The sequence below is a fragment of the Petralouisia muris genome, assembly GCF_004793545.1.
Taxonomy (GTDB): Bacteria; Bacillota; Clostridia; order Lachnospirales; family Lachnospiraceae; genus Petralouisia; species Petralouisia muris.
Window position 1 is genome coordinate 23,650 of the sequence record NZ_SRYA01000042.1, and the last position, 18,267, is coordinate 41,916.

14 protein-coding genes are annotated in these 18,267 nt (G+C 51.0%); all 14 read right to left on the reverse strand.

Features of this window, described 5'->3' with window-relative positions; genetic code table 11:
* Positions 1-26: 26 nt before the first annotated feature.
* Complete coding sequence (locus tag E5329_RS18245; RefSeq protein ID WP_135976895.1) at positions 27-356, reverse strand: DUF6664 family protein; 330 nt, start codon at positions 354-356, stop codon at positions 27-29.
* Between the two features lie 77 nt (positions 357-433).
* Positions 434-7,024 carry an LPD25 domain-containing protein gene (locus E5329_RS29905; protein WP_408634668.1) on the reverse strand — a complete coding sequence of 2,197 codons (6,591 nt, stop codon included), beginning with the start codon at positions 7,022-7,024 and terminating at the stop codon, positions 434-436.
* A gap of 677 nt (positions 7,025-7,701) precedes the next feature.
* Positions 7,702-8,154 carry a TnpV protein gene (locus tag E5329_RS32600; protein WP_408634667.1) on the reverse strand — a complete coding sequence of 151 codons (453 nt, stop codon included), beginning with the start codon at positions 8,152-8,154 and terminating at the stop codon, positions 7,702-7,704.
* 753 nt (positions 8,155-8,907) lie between these two features.
* Positions 8,908-9,366, reverse strand: coding sequence for a hypothetical protein (locus E5329_RS18260; protein ID WP_135990840.1), 459 nt, complete (start codon positions 9,364-9,366; stop codon positions 8,908-8,910).
* Positions 9,367-9,437: 71 nt separating this feature from the next.
* Positions 9,438-9,662, reverse strand: a complete 225-nt coding sequence (locus tag E5329_RS18265; RefSeq protein ID WP_135975356.1) for a hypothetical protein — start codon at positions 9,660-9,662, stop codon at positions 9,438-9,440.
* A complete protein-coding gene (locus E5329_RS18270; RefSeq protein ID WP_016221066.1) occupies positions 9,659-9,865 on the reverse strand; it encodes a hypothetical protein in 207 nt (68 codons plus the stop codon). Before E5329_RS18270 ends, E5329_RS18265 begins: the two co-directional genes overlap by 4 nt.
* 12 nt (positions 9,866-9,877) lie before the next feature.
* Positions 9,878-10,576 (reverse strand): hypothetical protein, encoded by a 699-nt coding sequence (locus E5329_RS18275; RefSeq protein WP_135975363.1) that lies wholly within the window; start codon positions 10,574-10,576, stop codon positions 9,878-9,880.
* Positions 10,576-11,181: a hypothetical protein gene (locus E5329_RS18280; RefSeq protein WP_135975366.1), complete on the reverse strand. Its 606-nt coding sequence runs from the start codon at positions 11,179-11,181 to the stop codon at positions 10,576-10,578. Before E5329_RS18280 ends, E5329_RS18275 begins: the two co-directional genes overlap by 1 nt.
* Positions 11,153-11,329, reverse strand: a complete 177-nt coding sequence (locus E5329_RS29910) for a hypothetical protein (RefSeq protein ID WP_168354743.1) — start codon at positions 11,327-11,329, stop codon at positions 11,153-11,155. The genes E5329_RS18280 and E5329_RS29910 overlap by 29 nt, the downstream gene beginning before the upstream one ends.
* The gene (locus E5329_RS18285; protein ID WP_135975367.1) at positions 11,313-11,588 is read right to left on the reverse strand and encodes a hypothetical protein; all 276 of its coding nucleotides are present in this window, start codon (positions 11,586-11,588) and stop codon (positions 11,313-11,315) included. Before E5329_RS18285 ends, E5329_RS29910 begins: the two co-directional genes overlap by 17 nt.
* A gap of 35 nt (positions 11,589-11,623) precedes the next feature.
* Positions 11,624-11,929, reverse strand: a complete 306-nt coding sequence (locus E5329_RS18290; RefSeq protein ID WP_135975369.1) for a hypothetical protein — start codon at positions 11,927-11,929, stop codon at positions 11,624-11,626.
* 163 nt (positions 11,930-12,092) lie between these two features.
* The gene (locus E5329_RS18295; RefSeq protein WP_135975371.1) at positions 12,093-16,241 is read right to left on the reverse strand and encodes a SpaA isopeptide-forming pilin-related protein; all 4,149 of its coding nucleotides are present in this window, start codon (positions 16,239-16,241) and stop codon (positions 12,093-12,095) included.
* Between the two features lie 221 nt (positions 16,242-16,462).
* Entirely contained in the window at positions 16,463-17,410 is a 948-nt protein-coding gene (locus E5329_RS18300) for a ParB/RepB/Spo0J family partition protein (RefSeq protein WP_135975373.1), read from the reverse strand.
* Positions 17,364-18,191: a ParA family protein gene (locus E5329_RS18305; RefSeq protein WP_135975375.1), complete on the reverse strand. Its 828-nt coding sequence runs from the start codon at positions 18,189-18,191 to the stop codon at positions 17,364-17,366. Before E5329_RS18305 ends, E5329_RS18300 begins: the two co-directional genes overlap by 47 nt.
* Between the last annotated feature and the right edge of the window lie 76 nt (positions 18,192-18,267).

An 18,267-nucleotide genomic window follows, 5' to 3' on the forward strand; every position in this document is an offset into this window, starting at 1 on the left:
CACCGCCTTTTTTCTCGGTCAGTCCGTTATAAAATCCCTGCCTTTTTCAGATACCCCACGCTGTCATAGCAGCCACGGAAATAGACCGACTGCATCTCCATGTCCGTAAGTTTGTTCCTAAGCTCCATCACTTTAATCAGTGCGGCACATTCTTCCTCGGTCAGTTCCTCCGCTGTTTCCGTGTCAAACACGCCTAAGACTTTCGGATATTTCTCATACAATCCCTCAATCTCGGCTCTTATGGCACGGTATTCCTCGTTTTCTCTGGACAGCTTCGCTATGACAGAGCCGAGGTATTCATTAAAGATATTGCTGTGGGCGTCTACAAAGGTTTCAAATCTGAACGCATCCGACATTCTTCCTCACCTCCGATTTTACTAATCGTCCTTATTATAATACCCCAAAATCAGCAGTACAAATGTGCAAACTGGATTTAACGCTCCCTGTCCGCACTTTTCTTCTCTGGCTGCTCGTCGTTCTGCTCTGGCTCATCGTCAATAACAGACTTGTCTTTTTCATTCAGATTTAGTTCGATATTGAGGGCGTTCAGCCGCTCCGTCTTTTCTTTCAGCTCATTTTCAAAGGCAAACGGCTTCTTCACTTCCTCTTTTGCGGTTTCAAGCTGTGCGGTGGTTTCCTCCTTTCTGGTCTTGGCGGCTTCCAGTCTGGCGGGGAGCTTGGCAATCTCATTCTCGATTCTAGTAAGATTTCCGAGGGCATCCGTTCCTAAATCTACTTTATATTTCCTCATTCCGCAAAGGTTCAGACAATAGTGGGCATTGACGGTATCATAGAAAACCTCCATCTGAAAGCCACGGTAGCTGCCGATTTTTATCGGCTGTGACAGCGGGTTTTCCTTGCAGATGGCAAGCAACATCCCGCCTGCGTCCGCCTTTTCTTTGTAAGTCACGCCGTTTAAGGTCATCGGGCAGAACTTGTCCTCGCCCTGCGGCTTGTGCTGGCTTGCAATCTTAGCATCATTTCCATAACCAATAATGCGTTCCTCATACTCCTTAATCTCCTGCGGGTAGTGCTTCAGTATCCTGTCCTCAAGGTCGTAATGCTCGGAAAGATAGCTCTGCTTCAAGACTTTCAGCTTCGCCACCTGCATATCCAAATCCATTTTTTCCTTGAAACGCTCGTCGCCCGTAGCCAGCATTTTTACCTCCGCAAAGGAGAGAGCCACTTCGTCTACATCCTCGGCAGAACGGACGGGGCTTTTGCTCGTCATTATCTGGCTGATAAATTTCTGCTTTCCCTCGACGAGCTGATAGAGGTACGCATCAAATGTCTGTTCCGTCACATAGCGGTAAACTTCAACCTCTGGGAACATATTGCCCTGACGTTCCAGACGACCTTGGCGTTGTTCTAAACACGACGGTTTCCACGGGCAGTCGAGGTTATGAATGGCAATCAATCTGTCCTGCACGTTTGTACCCGCACCCATCTTCTGGGTAGAGCCAAACAATATACGCACCTCGCCGCTCCTTACCTTTGCGAACAGCTCTTTTTTCTGTGCGTCGGTATTTGCTTCATGGATGAAACGCACCTGCTCCGCAGGGATGCCACGCCGTATCAATTTTTCCCTCATGTCGTCGTAGACGTTGAACATGCCGTCATTTTTCGGTGTGCTGAGGTCGCAGAACAATAATTGTGCCGCCTTTGTGTCAGTGTGTTCCTCCCAGATGCGGTACATATTTTCCACGCAGGCGTTGACTTTGCTGTTCGGGTCATCTGGCAGCATCGGGTCAATCAATCTCTGGTCTAGGGCAAGCTGCCGCCCGTCGTTTGTCACTTTGAGCATGTTATCGAATTGTGGTTTTACCATCCTTGCACGGATTTTCTCTGCCCGCTTCGCAAGCCCCGCCACCATTTCCGTCTGGATTTGGCTCGGCTTGGTCTTGATGTTGTGGTAATTAACCTTTGGCACGGGGAGCTTTAGCATATCGGCGGTCTGGATGTCCGCAACCTCACGGAACATCTGCATCAGCTCTGGCAGGTTGTAGAACTTCGCAAACCTCGTCTTTGCTCGGTAATTCGTCCCCTCTGGGGCGAGTTCCAGAGCCGTAACCGTTTCTCCGAACGTGGAAGCCCAACTGTCAAAATGCTGCAATCCGTTCCTCGCAAGCGTGTCATACTGCAAATACCTCTGCACGGAATACATTTCTACCATTGAGTTACTGATGGGCGTCCCCGTTGCGAAAATCACGCCACGGCTGCCCGTGATTTCGTCCAGATAGCGGCATTTCATAAACAAATCGCTCGACTTCTGGGCTTCGGTCTGGGCGATGCCGCCCACGTTCCGCATCTTTGTAAACAGGTAAAGATTTTTGTAAAAATGACTCTCATCTATAAAGAGCCTGTCTATGCCCAGTTCCTCAAAGTTTATCACGCTGTCTTTCCGCTTGGTGTCGTTGAGCTTGTCGAGCTTTGCCTTGATTGCTTTCCTCGTTTTCATGAGCTGCTTGACCGTGAACTGCTCCCCGTGGGATGCCTGCACATCGTCTATCCCCATCTCTATATCGTCAAGCTGGCGCATGAGCTGTTCCCTCTGGCGTTCCTCGCTGATGGGGATTTTCTCGAACTGGCTATGCCCGATAATCACCGCATCATACGCCCCCGTCGCAATCCTGCCGCAGAACTTCTTTCGGTTTCCCGTTTCAAAATCCCGCTTGGTCGTGACAAGGATGTTGGCAGATGGATAGAGCCTTAAATACTCCGACGCCCACTGCCCGACAAGGTGGTTTGGCACGACAAACATGGATTTCTGGCATAAGCCGAGCCGCTTGCTTTCCTGTGCGGCGGCGACCATCTCAAAGGTTTTTCCCGCCCCTACCTTGTGTGCAAGGAGCGTGTTGCCGCCGTAAAGGATATGGGCAATCGCATTGACTTGATGCGGTCTTAGCTGAATCTCTGGGCTGATGCCGCCAAATGTGATATGGCTTCCGTCATATTCACGGGGGCGGATAGAATTAAATGTGTCATTATAATAGCGTACAAGACGGTTTCTCCGCTCTGGGTCTTTCCAAATCCAGTCCTGAAACGCCTGCTTTATCACCTCCTGCTTTGCCTGCGCCGCCGTGGTTTCCTTATGGTTCAGAACCGCTTTCTTATTGTTGTGTTCGTCATAAACATAGTCAAAGATACGGGTGTCACGGAGATTCAAAGTGTCCTCCATGATGCGGTAGGCACTTGCCCGCTTCGTGCCGTAAGTGCTGTCCGCCTTGACGTTCCCCACGTCGGAACTTTTATTCTCAATAAACCAGTCGCCGTTATATGCCGTGTAGCGCACTTGCAGCCTGCCCGCCGCATAGCTTGACGGCGTTAGAAGCTCCACCATGAACTTCTGTATATCCTCCTGCGGTATCCACGTCGTACCCAGACGGACGGAGATTTCGCTTGCGGGCAGGTCTTTCGGGATGACCTTTTCCAGTGCTGCCACGTTGGCTGCAAGCTCTGGGTCTGCCTTTGCCGCTATCTCTGCGACTTTCAGTTTCTCCCGCACATTGCCCGACAAATACTCGTCTGCGGTCACATACCTTGCAGGCTCGGAAGATGGAACTTTATAAATAACTCCCTGCAATTCCTTGATGATTTCTTCCTCCGACCTGCAAGTAAGCCGTGCCATATACTCCAAATCGACACGGGCTTTCTCCCCGATGGAGAGGGCGAGGGCTTCGCTGGCGGTTTCCACAAAGGTCACTTCTCGGTGGGGCTTTATCGTCCGCTTCGTGAACATGTCCGCCTTGCGTTTGAATTTCCCCTCGTCGTCAAGCACTTCCAGGGAGCATAAAAGGAAGTAGCTCTCGTCTGCCGCAAAAGCGAGGTAGTTCCCCCTGCTGTTGATTAAACCGTACTTTTTGGTAAAGGCATCGTATAATCGGTTTAGGTTTTCCTGCTCGGTCTTTATCATTTCCTCTGGGCAGTCGTCGGTCTGGTACTGGATGAGCTTCCTCACGCAGTCACGGATTTCCAACAGCCCCTTGATGCGGCTCTCTGCCGTCATGGACACGTTTGCGGGGGTCATTTCATTATTCTCTCGGAAGTAAACCTTGCCGCCCACGAGGGCAAAAGAGAAGTTCCGCACGTTCGGGTCGGCGGGGATGGCTTTCTCACGCTCATCGGAAATTTCATCAATCCCAACATCCTGCTCCGTGATTTCGCCGTTTATCCGCTGCACGGCTTCATGGAGAAGCCCCGCAAGCGGCACGTCTGGGTAGGCTTTGCAGGCACTGTCCATGCCGAACCTTGTGCTTTCCATCTTCATCTCGCCAAGCACCATCTCTGGATGCTGGACAAAGTAGCTGTTCATCGTGACGCCGTTTTCGTCTGTGTCGAGGTGTACCCACTCTGGCTCTATCTCTATTATGCGGTCACGTTTCTGTAAAATAAGGATGTCGCTCGTGACCTCCGTGCCTGCGTTTGCCCGAAACGTGTTGTCGGGAAGCCTTACCGCCCCTAAAAGCTCGGCTCTCCGTGCGATATACTTCCGCACCTCTGGGCTTGTTTTGTCCATCGTCCCCTTAGAGGTGATGAACATCACAACGCCGCCTGAGCGCACTTTGTCCAGTGCCTTTGCGATAAAATAGTCGTGGATTAGGAACTTCTGGGCATTGTAGCGGCTGTCGTTGACCTTGAACTCCCCGAACGGGATGTTGCCAAGCACCACGTCAAAATGGCTGTCTGGGAGCTTTGTTTCCTCAAATCCCTCAATGGCGATGCTGGCTTTCTGGTAGAGCTGTTTCGCAATCCTGCCCGATAACGGGTCAATCTCGATGCCGTGCAGCTTTGATTTTTCCATGCTGTCGGGCAGCAATCCTAAAAAATTTCCCGTGCCGCAGGACGGCTCTAAAATATTCCCCTGTGAAAATCCCAGACGGTCAAGTGCTTCGTACATTGCCTTGATGACAACAGGCGGCGTATAAAATGCGGTCAGCGTGGATTCCATAGCGGCATGGTATTCCTCGTCGGAGAGAGCTGATTTTAATTCCTTATATTCGTTCTCCCATGCCGCATTATTGCTATCAAACGCCATCGACAGACCGCCCCACCCGACATACTTTGCAAGGGTTTCCTGTTCTTCGGGCATGGCAAGGCGGTTTTCTATCTGAAGGTCGTGGAGAAGCCTTATTGCGGACATGTTGTTGCGGAACTTCTCTTTTGCGCCGCCAACGCCTAAATTATCATCGGTAATGCGGTAGTTGCGGCGGTCGGCAGAGAGGGCAGGGGCGGGCGTTTTTCTCGGCTGCCCATGCTCTGGCTCATCAAAGCGTATCTTCTCCACCACAATGTCGTAGGGAAGCCCGTTCTCCACGGCGGGGTATTCCGCCACGGTTTCCGTGGTTGGCTTTGCGGGAGATTCTGATTTTTCTTCGGGCTGTGGTTCTTTTTCTGCCTGCTCTAAAATCCTGCGGACATAGCCGCCTTTCTCCACACGGTTTATCGGGAAGCCCACGCTGTTCTGAAATGTGATGTCACGCATGGAAACGTCGCCGCTGATTTTCCCGATGCTCTCGATAAGGTAGCGGCGGTTGTCAATGGAAATTTCCTTTCCGATAAGGTCAGAATTATCCTGCTTTCTGTCTGTCCCAGACGGGGCAGACTCTGATTTCTGCTGTTCCTCACGCTCCGCATCTTTCGCTGCAAATAGCTCCGTGATATGCTCTGCACTGTTTAAGGTGTCGGCGTATTCCTGTGCTTCTTCCTCGGTTTCAAAGGTCTGGTAGATGTCGCCTACGTCGTAGTATCGGTCGGCACTGTCCTCTGGGGCTTCATTATTCCGTATGATAAACGGGTCGGCAAAAGCGTCAGAAGTCTGCTCTACCGTGTAATGGGGCAATTCTTCTTCGTCCCGTATGCTGTGGCTCATGGGCATTTCCACGCCATTATGCTCGGCAAGCCGCTTGAAGTCGGCAAGCGTATCTGCATCCAGTTCCATTCCAGATAAATTGCCATTCCCGTCAAAATTCATGGCTTCGTCTACTAAGAAGTGATAGAAACCTGCCCCCTGCCATTTATCGCCTGCACTCCGTGCAACAATCACTCCATCTTCGTAAGAAAGCCCTATATCATCCATTTTCATCTGGGAGAGAACATCATGCAGAATATCTATCTCCCTGTCTGTGGCAAAGGTTTTTTCCTTTTCAGCAGATACAAACCATTCATTTTCAAAGGACATTATCTCGCCAAGCTGCTTTTCATCCTCTGGGGTCAGCTCGGTGTTCCTCTCTAAGAACGGGATAAACACGTCATGCCCCAGACGCAGGGATTCCATTTTCTTTCGGTAGTAATCTTCCCCCTGCCGTTTCCATTCTGGGATAAACGGGCAGTCGGGGGAGAGGGAATATTCATAAAAATTTCGGATATGGGCGATTAAATCCCCCTCGCCGTCGCCGATGTCAAACCTCCCCTCATAGTTAAATTCCTCGCCGCCGGTGACGGCATGGATTTCAAAATCGGTCTTATGATACCAGCCAACATGGTTATCCTCATTCTCCCTTTCCCGATGCTGTTTTTCGTCCAGAATGCCGAGCAGTTTATTTCCCAGAGCGAAACTCAAATCCGTAAATCGGTCGTTCAGCTCCCTGTCATAAAAGGCGGGATGCTCGGAGAAACCGATTGAAAGGGTAATGCTGTCGGGTTTTTCCTCGGCAAGTGTTTCTGTTTTCTGGCTCTCGGTAATGACCGTTTTCAGATGGTCGTTTGCAGGGTTCTCCTTTAGTTTTTCTTCAAAGTCGGCTCGGCTGAACTCCTTTCCGAACAACGGAAACTCCGCATTTCGTAAAGACACGGCGTTCTCATCAAAGGCTATGACCTCATATTTGTCCGCCCCGATATACACCACGTCGCCCTCATGGTAGAGGTAGCGGAGAGGGTACAACTCCGTAAGCTCCTGCGAGAAACGCCATGCATTGCTGCGGCTGTAAACGCTGGTCGTCTTTTTCTGCACAAGCGAGAGAAAGTCTAAAAGCTCCTGCACGTTGTCGGGATGCTGCAATGTCTGTTCCATAAGGTCGGCGGGCATATCCGCAAAATCACTGCATCCAATCACGCCCAACAAATCTTTCTCATAGCCGTCCAAGTCATGGATAAAATCGGAGAGCCGCAGGGCGAGCGTGTCCCGCTTGTCCGCAGGGGGTAGCTCCCTTTTTTCCTCAATGAAACGCTGCCTTGCCAGTTTCCTCTGGGTATCGATTTCATATTGCGGGGCAGACACGCTTTCCAGATAGTCGGCATAGTGGTCTTTCTCTTTGGGATTGAGGTAGCGGTTATCCTTAACAAGCTCCCGTAGGCGTTTTTCCGCTTTCGACCAGCTCAAAACAAGGTCGTGTTCGGTGGAAATGCCGTCACGGTCAATGGAGATGCCCTTGCCGCTGTACCACACATACCCCTCCGTGCCGTCTGAAAAATTAACAAAAAAGCCGCCCGTGCCGTATTCCCTTTTCAGAAAATCAATGTTCTTCTTTTTATCTTCCTGCTTCTGGAACTGATGATAAATACGGTATTTCCCATTGGCAACGCTGTTCCCTTTTATAAGGACGGCATCAATGTCCTCCTGTGAAACGGCAAAAGCAGAGGCTTTTTCGTCCTCTGCTTCAGCTATCTTTTCAATCTGTTCGTCTACGGTCGGGAGATTGGCGGCAACTTCTTCCTCATTGGCAACACTGCCTTTTTCTGTCTGTCCCTCTGGCTCTGTTGTTTCTAACTGAAAATTAGTTCTTCCAGTATCACTTCCTCCGCTTGGCTGCGGATGCTGTTCATCATGCCGAGCCACTGCATCGGGGCTTTCTCTTTCAGCTCCTCCGTCACTCCCTGCTCTTTGGCGAGCTGCTTCGTCAGAAACTCCAGACGCTGCAACGCCGTCTGCTCGGTCTGGTAAAGGTGTTCGTTCAGCCTGCCCGCTGTCAGCAGGTTGAGATAGGTCACTCTTTTGTGCTGTTCCAGATAATCCCTGTGCATCAAAGCGTACCTGCCAAGCGGAAGCTCTGGCTCTGTCGGTAATGTCAGGTCGGGTATAAGGTAGTCCGCCTGCTTCGTGTAAGTGATTTCGCTCATTATCTTCACTCCTTTCGGGTTGTTTCCTGCCTTTATCATACTGGCTTGCGATACTCCTTGCAAATGTGCGGTTCTGCCGTTTTGCTTCGATTTGCACATTTCGGACTGCCGCAGAGATTTCCCGCAACGCCATCTCGGAAATGTCGCTCGTAGCGATGCCGACGGCGTTCAGCGTCTGGGGCGTGTTGAAATTTGTAATCTCCGCAAAGTCCTCACGCTCAAAATACCCGTCCGCATCCAGACCGCAGCGGCTCAACAGCATATAGGCGACGCTGTTTGCGGCAAGCCGTCTGTAAATCACTTCTATACTATAGTCGTCCAGTTCCTCCAAAAAGCTGTCTTTCGTGCAGTCCTTTAGCTGTGAGAGGTAATCGGGCAGATTATCCTCCACGGCGTTCTCCGCCGTCTGAATTAAAAACGTGGCAAGGTCGCCGCCCTCCGTGCCGCCGAACCTGTCCGCAAGCCGCTCCATGACGGGCTGCTCGTACCGCTTATCCATCTGCCATATCGGGACGGCTCGGCTGCCGTAGTAGCCCTCATGGGTGTCGGAAACGTCAAAATAGTATTTCAGCGTGTTCCTGCGCCCTTTCGGGTCAAAGACCGCTATGCCTTTGCTGTCCTTATTTACCCATCTTTTAAAAAGCCTGTTCCATGTGCCAATCTCGGCTACGGCGGTTGCGTCGGGGCGTTGGGCGTAAATCAAGAGCTGCTCGTCAAAGCGGCACTTGTAATTGTGGCAGGCAGAGGATAAAAAGCCCTGCCAAGCCTGCGGGTTTTTTACGACCGCCATCCCCGTGCGGCGGTACAGCTCCGTAATAAGCTGGTACTTTGCAGCCATAGGCTCACACCTCCTTATCGTTCCATTTCTTTGTTTTTCTGTTTCCTGTCGTATTCCCCGCACCGCTCGGCGATTTCGGAATACATCTTGTCCCGCATGTCCCGCTCATAGGCTCGGTACTCCTTTGCCTTTTCCGTGGGCTTGTACCAGACGCTGTTCTGGTCGGCTTCGTCCATCTGCCCGTAACGGTCGTCTATCTTGTCCATATATTTCTGATAAATGGCATGGGCGGCGGGGGCGTCCTTTGCGTAGCGGTAACGGGAAAGGCTCTTATGCGTCCCACGAAGCTCGGCATACTCGTAGAGCATACGGATGACCGCACGGTCAAGCCCTTTCTGCCCCTCGGCATCGTAGATTTCCGACAAGCCCTTGCACCTCCATGAATGGTACGACGAGTTGTCGTTGGAGCTGTGGGAAGAAACATACACGCCGTCTTTCTTTACTGTGATGCGGTTGATTAGCTCGATACTCATTCCTTACCACCGCCCGATAAAACAGTCTGTTCCATAAAAATATCAATCCTCCTCGTTGTCCATGTCCGCCTTTAGGCAAGGGCATAGCTGATTTTGTTTCGTTCCATCCTCCCTGCAAACTCCCGAACGGCGTACCTTACGCCGTCAATCTCTGCATGGGTTTCATCCAGATAGCGGCAGACGGCAAAATAATCCTCTCCGTTCCCGTAAAGCATACGGATGATGCCGCCATCGGGGACAGAGAAAAGCGTCCTGCCTTTGCCGTCCGTCATGCAGACCTGCCTTGCTGCGTTCACTCCGTCCCACCTCCCAGAAAAGAGATGACCTTGTTCCCCTTGATGCTCTTTTGCAGCTCGTTGATGAGCGTGATGTCCGCCACCGTGATGCCCTGCATGGAGAGAATGTCGTCCATCGTCATGGCGGCAATGGCTTTTTCTTCGGTAAAGCCTGCTTCAAATATCTTATTTAAAACCTTAACGGCTTTCTGGTTGACTGCCATGTTCCTTTCCTCCTATCGTTCATGGTCTTTGTGCTTCGGGGCTTTCTGTGCGGACGGCGGCTCCTGCGGCTTCGGCTCATACGTTGCCCCGTTTTTCTCCATGCGCTCGGCAAACTCGCAGATGTGGTAGAGGTTGCTGTCCACCTCGGTATGGCATGCGTCAATGAAACGGCAGGTCTTTTCCGCCTTTTCTCCCCAATCATAAGTGATGATAATTTTCCCGCCGTCTGGGATGCGGAACAGCTCTTTGTAATGGGGGTCTATAAAGCGGATTCCCTGTTCCGCTCTGGATATATGCCTATCGAGCCATTCTTTCACATAGCAATAGCAGTAAAAGTTATAGTCGCCCTTTGTCGGGTTGCAGCGGAGCAGGAAAGCGTGCTTGTCGGTATCCGCACGGAAGCCGTACTCGGTACAGTAGCTGCCCTGAAATGCGCTTTCGGGATTTTCCCTCGCAAATGCCGCCATGTCATAGCGGCTGTGCAGAAGCCCCTTATCTTCACGCAGGGTATTGATAACATCGTCCAGACCTGTCTTAAACTCGTCCGTTTTCCACTGTTTTCTGGTATCAAACCAAGTGGTATGAAAGCCATATCCAGAAGTGTTAAAATCACCTCGGAGATGACCGATACATCCCGTCTGTCCCTCAAGCTGCATACTCTGGGCATAGGTGTATTTCTGTTCGGATTGCGTCAAAGCCCGTATCTCCATCAGCGTTCCTCCCTGCTCTTTGATTTTTTCGCCTTTTCCTGCGATTGGATTTTTGCAAGAGCTTCCTTTGCCCAGACGGGCATCTTCTCTGGCTTGATTTCCCCAAGCACGTCGCACCGTTCCCATCGGGCGTGCTTTCCGTCCGCAAGGGAAGTGCCGAACACCGCCTGCCCCCTGCCGCCCAATGCGCCGTGACCGCCGTCTGCCAGTACAAGCTGGTAGGCAGAATGCCGATATTCATGGCGGTTGACCTCGGCATTGATGACAACGACCTTGTCCACAATGCTGCCGCACTTATCGTCTGGGATGCAGTCGTCTATGGTAAACGGGGTCATGTCAAACTTGAACTGTTCCTGCTCTGCCCGCACAATCCCTATCTGTTCCTGCACCCTGTCGGTAAACATCTGCATGGCTTCCAGATAATCGTCAGAGCCGACCGCATCCGTCACCCATTCTGCGGACAGCGGGTTATCGTAAGTGCAGCAGCAGACAAGATACGGGTATTCCTCTTTCTCATCTATGCCGAACACGACTTCCTTTTTTCCGATGTGGATGCTCTGCGTGACCTCATAGGAGCTAATCATCCGTTTTTCTTCGTTCTCCATCTTGCTTCTCCTTTCCCTGCTTTTTCTCCCTCTGCCAGTCTAAAACCTTTCGGATGCAGACGTCGCAGAAGATAACACGGCTGTCCTTATATCGGGGGTAAGGACAGTCCGTGCAGTCATATTTCTTTTCCTTACCGCTCTCGGTCATCGTGTTGCTTCGCCTTTTTATCGGGCTGTTGGTTGTATGGCATCTGGCACTCCGACTGGTAGCGTTCGTTCAGCTTTTCCCTCGCCGCTTCAAGGGTGTTGCAGTAGCAGCCCCAATAGTAGTTGTCGCCGCCCTTGCAGTACCAGCATACATAAGGGTTCGGGGCTTTCGGGTGATGCCCGATGACAAGCTCCGTGTTCCCGATAGTGCAGCCCTCTATGATTTCATAGCCCTGATTGGAGCGTGTTCCACCGTCCATAGGCGTTCCTCCTCTCTTTAAATTTTTTATTCACTTCAAGATTCTTTGGCATATCTGCGGTATGCCTTTTCCCCTTTGGCTCTGATTTTCTGCATCCGCACGCTCCCTAAAAGTTCGGGGCATTTCTCCTGCAATTTGCGGCGTGTCCTGCCCACGCTCTCAAAGCTCGGCAAGCCAAGCTCCTTATGCCTTGTCATTATTTCTGCAAGCGGCATAGCTCCCGCATCTTTCAGATAAAAGTTGCAGAGGGCAAGGTACAGCACCATGTCGTCATTTCTGGCGTCCTCATTCTCTTGCAGGACGATTCTGACTTTGCCCTCAATGGTTTTCAGACTGTCCATAATTACCTCCATTCATGGAAAGAGGACGGTCGCTGAAAACCGCCCCAATCCACATCAGTAAAATATTTCTCAAACTATTTCCTGCGGAGATGCAGCCACGCAGCCGCACCGCCGATAAACGCCACAAGCACAATGGCGATAATGGTTTTTCCCCTCATCCTGCTTAGTCCTCCTTTTTCTTTCTTCCGCACTGGTAGCCTGCAAATCCGAAGATTCCCGCACCGACTGTAAATGCCGCCGCAAGGCTTACCCACAAGCCGAGATTAAAGTCGTCGCCTGTTTTCGGGGTGTCACGCAGCTCGTTGTGCATGGTTACGGTTGCCGTTTCATCCGTCTTGATGGTCACTTTCTGGTCGGCGGGCAGGATATAGCCAGAAGATGCCTTGTCGCTGACCTCGGACACGGTGTATTCGCCGATACGCAAGCCGTCAATGACGATTTCACCGTTTTTGTCCGTCTTGAATGTCTGGTCATAATCTTTTCCAATCACACGGAAAGAGAAGCCCTCCACCTTGCCGTCAGAAGATGTCTTGACGATTTTCAGCGAGCCTTTCTGGGCTTCATTTAAGAAGCCCTTGCCCGCTTCATTCTCCACGTTGTAGGTCTTGCCGTTTTCCTCAATGGATACGGGATAGACGTTCTCATCCAGTACGAAGCCTGTCGGGGCGGTTTTCTCACGGACAAGATACTTGCCGTACCGCAGGTCGTTCATCTGGTAAACGCCTTTCTCTACCTCGCCCATCTCGCCGAGCAGCACGTCTTTCTTGTCCAGTTTTCCATCTTCGTTTGTATCAGAGTAAACCTCGAATACCGCACCTGTGAGCTTGTTGTCTGGGTAGTCCTTGTCTACTTTCGTCAGGGAGAGATTGCCTTTGATAAAATAATTTACAAGCTCAATCTCCACAACTTCATCAACCTCACTGATAGTTACGCTGATTTCTTCCTCTGAGAGTACATATCCTTTCGGGCTTTCGATTTCACGGATAACCCATGTGCCAAACGGAACTTCGGCAAAAGAAAAACTGCCGTCATCCTCGGATGTGGCAGTCGCAATCGCATTTTCCTTTGTATATTCCGTTGTCCCCATCTTAAAGATGCCGATTAAAGCACCGCCTAAATCCTCACCGTCCTCATTGGACTTTTTGCCGCTGACAGAACCGTAAATCAGTTCATTTTCAATGGCTTCGCCCTCGTTTGCCGTAATGTTCACAACGGCGGTTTCCTGCCCTGCATATTCAAAATCAACAGGGTACTTCTCATCGCTGACAAGGTAAGCGGCGTTTGTGCTGATTTCCTGCACATAATAGCTGCCCATCGGCAAGTCGCTGATTGCTTTTCCGTGACCGTTCTCGTCAAGGAAAATTACCTCAATCAATCCATCGGCAGGGATTGTTGTGCCGTCTGCGGCGGTCAGCTCCTCGGCTGCATACAGACCGAACGTAACGTCTTTGATTTCACCGTTGCTGCCTACGCCGTATGCTTCGTCAACCTCAAGGCTCTTGATTACGTCAATTTCCACACGCTGACGCTCGTTGTAAAACTTTGTGCCTGTTTCCGTCACTTCGATTTCCTGCCCTGCATACACAAGCTCCACGGCATGGATTTCATCATTCAGCACCATTCCATATGGGGCGGTCACTTCCTTTACCTCATACTTTCCGAGATAAAGCTCTTTGGATTCCGCTGTGCCATCTTCCCCTGTGGTAAGCGTGTCCACGACTTCGCCTTTCTCGGCTCTAACTGTGCCATCGGTTGTGATGATGTCCTCGGCTGCGCTAATCTCATAGACCGCTCCCTCAAGGCTGTCTACTGCAAAAATCGGCTGGTACAGCCCCTTGTTTCCCGATACCCTGCTGAATACCTCGCCAGATTTTCCTACCGTGATTTTCCCTTTCTGCGCCATGTTGGAGCGTTCCACCTTTACAATGGTGACGCCGCCCTCAATCTCGGAGTTTTCCTGCTCCACGTCAAAATAGACTGGCTCGGAGTCGAGGACATAACCGTATGGGGCTTGCACTTCAACGAGGGAATAACCCTTGCCGTACTCTAAGGTCTGCGGCGTGATAAGCCCGCCGTCCGCCGTGGTGTAGAACGTGTCAATCTCCGTCACTTCTGGATAAGTGAATTTCATTGTTACAAGGTTTCCCTCTGGGTCGTAAATCTGGAATCCTGCACCTGCATAGGGGATGACCTTGCCCGTTTCTATATCCTTTTTCACAATCTTGATATAGCTTTCAAAATTGGCGTTATTGATAAGGTAGCGGTAGGTCTGGCTGTCCTTGCAGATGAACACGTCAAAGTCTTTCATCAGCTCCCGACCGTCCCATCCAGAGGTCTGGTGTACGGTATAGATGCCATACGGCATATCCTTTGTCTGGGCAAAGCCGTTCTCGTCACATATCAATGTGTCACGCTCGGTTTCCTCCGCCGCATCGAAGCTGCCTGCGGATTTCAAATATACCTCAAAAACAGCCCCCTCCTCTGGCGTTTCAATCTGGGTTTCGCCGTTGTCGGTGTGCTTGATGATGGCGATATTGCCCTTGATTACCTGCTCGTTTACATCATTCTTGGCAGAATTATATTCCACGGTGTAAAGCTCTGGCTCTGCGCCTACATGGTGGGTTGTAGTATCTAACAGATAGCCCTCGGACGGGGCAATCTCACGGACGCTCCAATCATTTCCGCAGATATAATATTTCGTTGTGAACTGCCCGTTTTCATCGGTGGTGTAAGTGTCAACTAATTCCTCGCCCTTATAGATGCCGTAAACCGCACCTGCAAGTGTGGCGTCGCCCTGCGGCTTCTTCCCCGTTTCCACGTCGGTCTTTAATACCGTGACGTTGAATTTCTTTAAGATGTTGGTAAAGCTGCGTTTCGTGACCTTTTTCCACTCAATCGGGGCGGTCTGGGATGCAGGGACAACGTAACGGATAGCCGTGTCCACTTCCTCAAGGGTGTACGGCGTGCTGCCGCTGATAAGGACGTTCTCAAACTTCGCCAATCCATTCTTATCGGTCACGGCGTATTCATCAACCGCCAATCCGCTTAAAGAAGTGCCGTAAAGGTGGAACTTCACGCCATCCACAAGATTGTCCTCGGATGTTTTCACAACCTCAAGGCTTCCACGCTTCAAGGTATTGCTGAACGTGACCGTAGAGGTTTTCCCGCCGATAATCGTCACGGTCTGTGTTTTCTGCGGCTCGTAGCGGTCGATGGACTGTTCCGTGACGGTGTAAGTGCCAGGGAATAAGCCCTCCACCGTGATATTTCCGTCTTTATCTGTCTTTACGGTCTTGTTGAAGCCGTCGCCCTTGATGGTAAAGGAAATCCCCGCAACAACGCCGTCCTCGGAAGTCTTTTTTAATGCGACCGTCCCTGTCGGCGTTTCCACGTTGATATATGCCGTCATGGTGTCCACGTTCTCCACGCCCGTAATGACATCCTGCAGGTTCGGGTCGCCGTAGGCAATCATCTTCGCCCCGCTGCTGACCGTCGGCGTGTTATTTCTCGTTGCTGTAATCCTCGCCTTGCCATCAATCGCCTTTTTTGACGTGATGGTGAGCTTGTTCCCAGACTTGGACACCTTTACATTGCTGTCGGAGCTGGTAAAGGAATATTCGGACAACACGCCGTTGCTGTCGGTCAGCGTAAGGCTGTATTTGCCGTCCTTATAGGCAAGCTCCTTTGTAATGTCCTTTTTGCCCGCCGACATAAAACTCGGAATCGTGCTGTGCCTTGTCATGAATGACACAATCTGGTCGTAAGCCGCCCTCGCCCCGCTGTTTGCATAGTTCGAGCCAAAGTGCAGGCTGTAAACGGTTGCGCTTGTCTGGCTGTACGGGCTTGCAGAGTTGCGGCATCCCGTGACGAACTCCCACACAAGGGTCTGGGTGGCAAGCCATTTCTCGTCGTCACTTCCAGACAGGTTCCCGCTGTTCCCCTGATAGCCGTAGAGCAGGGCAAGCCCCACCGCCTTTTTCTGGTCTGCGGAGAGGGCGTTCCATGTGTTGGAAGACGCCTTTGCCAGTGTATTCCCTGTTTTTAAGGGTACGCCCGGCTGAAGGCAGAACGCCGTTTCCCCGTCCACATACATACGGTACTTATATTCGCCCGTACCTCCTGCGGTATGACCGCCGATGTTCGCACTGGAATTATATCTGATTGCGTTCCCTGCGCCGTCGTAGGTGTGAGTAAAGCTAATCGTGCCGATGTCGCCCGCCGCAAACGCTGTCGTTGCAGGGACTGCGGACAGTGCCGTAACCGCAGCCAAAGCAAACGCCGCAGCCCTTTGAAATAATTTACGAATCTTCATTCATTACCTCCTGTTCGTTCTCTTGTTGATAGTTGCTCATTGATTTTCTGACAGAAAAAGCTGCCCCTCTGGACAGCCTTTAATAGTTCTTTTCTCGGATAGTTACTGGCAGTATCTAGGGGGAGAGGTGCGGAGAGGGGGAAGTCAAAAAATTTTTTCTGTTTCCCAAAGGGCAGACTTCCCCCTCGGTGTCCACTTCAAAAATTCCCATGTTTCCTGCCTTACCTCTCGTGAGCCTTGCTCCGCTGTAAGTGGCGGTTGTAGAACTCCAACGCCTTTATGACAAAATCCGTTTCCTGCCCTCTGGGGATGGATTTCGGTATGAGCTTGGTTATCCGCTCGTCCTTAAAGGCGGGCTTCTCTTTCTGGTTCGGCTTTTCCTCCTGCATGATGCTCTGGATAACCTCATCCGTGAGCTTCCCCTCCTGCATGAACTTTTTCATCTTGATAGCCTGTGCAAGAGAGGGCGTGGCATCGTTGTAGCCCATCGCTTCTAAAAGCGTGTATTGCTGTTCCTCGGACAGATAGGAGATTTCCACCGCAGGGCGGAAAGCAATCTGGCGTTCATCAACCATTTGCAGGATTTCGGGTACAAGCTCGGTCAGACGGATATAGCGAAAAATCTGATTTTTACTTTCCCCGACTTTCTCGGCAAGTTCATCACTTGAAGTAGCAAATCCAAAATTATTACCCACTGGGGAATAATTATCTTTTGTGGGTCTGCCTGCCTGTCTTTTCATCGCTTCAAGCCGCATCTTATATGCAAAGGCTTTCTCACTCGGCAAGATAGTAGTCCTTTGGAGATTACTCTCAACCATGACAATAATCGCTTCATCATGGGTCAGCTCCTTAACCTCACATTTCAGAGTTTCAAGCCCTGCAAGCTCGCAAGCCTTTTTCCGCCTGTGACCGCTGATAAGCTCGTACCGTCCGTCCTCTTTCTGCCGAACTGTGGCAGGGGTCATTACGCCGCTCCGACTGACACTTTCAACAAGCTGTTCCATATCCTCATTCATCAAAACCTTGAATGGGTGGTCTGGGAACTCATCAATTTCGGAAATGGGTATCTCCCTTATCTTGCTTAGATTCGCTTCTGCTCGGCTCTCGTCTGTTTCAAAGAGGTCATCGTATGCGGTCAGCTCGATTTTGCTTTCTCTGTTTCTCGCCAATCTCTGCCACCTCCTTTGCAAACTGTTCATAGGCTGCGGCTACCTTGCCGCCCTTGTCGTAGGCAAAAATGCTTTTTCCCTCTGCGGTGGCTTCAACCGCACGGATAGAGTGGGGTATCTGGGCATCAAAAACTTTAATTCTCTGCCCGTAGGCACTTTTCACCGTTGCCGTGATTTCCTTAGAGATGTTCGTGCGTGGCATTACCATCGTCATAAGGATGCCGTCAATCCGCAGGTGCGGGTTGATCTGCCGTTTCACTTTCGACACGGAGCGAAGCAACAGCTCTAAGCCTTTGGCGGAAAGATAATGGGGCTGTGTCGGGATAACCACGCTGTCAGCAGCCGCAAGCGCATTGATTGTCAGCATACCCAAGCTCGGCATACAATCAATGAGGACAGTATCATAACTCTTTTTTACCTCGTTGATGCAGGTTTTCAGTACGCTTTCACGGCTTATGGCGTTAATCAGCCTTACTTCCAGCCCCGACAGCTCAATGTTAGATGGGAGCAGGTCAACGCCCTCGTCATGGTGCAGGATGCTTCTGGAAACATCGGCGGGTTTATCATCAATGATGTCCTGCATGATGGTGGAGAGCGTGTCGGGCAAGTCGTCTGGTCTGCTGTAACCGAGCGACATGGTTAAATTTGCCTGTGCGTCGGCATCAATGAGCAGGACTTTCTTACCCTGCTGTGCCAGAGCCACGCCCAGATTGACCGCCGTAGTGGTCTTTCCAACGCCGCCTTTCTGGTTGGTTAAAGCGATTACTTTGCAATTTGACATAGGGTGCGTCCTCCTTTCGCATAGATTTAGCCACTTTGTCAAGGTGGCTATGTAAAGGATTTATGGCAATAAAAAA

Coding starts and splice junctions, on each gene's coding strand:
- E5329_RS18245 (WP_135976895.1), bottom strand. CDS start 356: ATGTCGGATGCGTTCAGATTTGAAACCTTTGTAGACGCCCACAGCAAT.
- E5329_RS29905 (WP_408634668.1), bottom strand. CDS start 7,024: ATGCCCGCCGACCTTATGGAACAGACATTGCAGCATCCCGACAACGTG.
- E5329_RS32600 (WP_408634667.1), bottom strand. CDS start 8,154: ATGTGCAAATCGAAGCAAAACGGCAGAACCGCACATTTGCAAGGAGTA.
- E5329_RS18260 (WP_135990840.1), bottom strand. CDS start 9,366: ATGAGTATCGAGCTAATCAACCGCATCACAGTAAAGAAAGACGGCGTG.
- E5329_RS18270 (WP_016221066.1), bottom strand. CDS start 9,865: ATGGCAGTCAACCAGAAAGCCGTTAAGGTTTTAAATAAGATATTTGAA.
- E5329_RS18275 (WP_135975363.1), bottom strand. CDS start 10,576: ATGGAGATACGGGCTTTGACGCAATCCGAACAGAAATACACCTATGCC.
- E5329_RS18280 (WP_135975366.1), bottom strand. CDS start 11,181: ATGGAGAACGAAGAAAAACGGATGATTAGCTCCTATGAGGTCACGCAG.
- E5329_RS29910 (WP_168354743.1), bottom strand. CDS start 11,329: ATGACCGAGAGCGGTAAGGAAAAGAAATATGACTGCACGGACTGTCCT.
- E5329_RS18285 (WP_135975367.1), bottom strand. CDS start 11,588: ATGGACGGTGGAACACGCTCCAATCAGGGCTATGAAATCATAGAGGGC.
- E5329_RS18290 (WP_135975369.1), bottom strand. CDS start 11,929: ATGGACAGTCTGAAAACCATTGAGGGCAAAGTCAGAATCGTCCTGCAA.
- E5329_RS18295 (WP_135975371.1), bottom strand. CDS start 16,241: ATGAAGATTCGTAAATTATTTCAAAGGGCTGCGGCGTTTGCTTTGGCT.
- E5329_RS18305 (WP_135975375.1), bottom strand. CDS start 18,191: ATGTCAAATTGCAAAGTAATCGCTTTAACCAACCAGAAAGGCGGCGTT.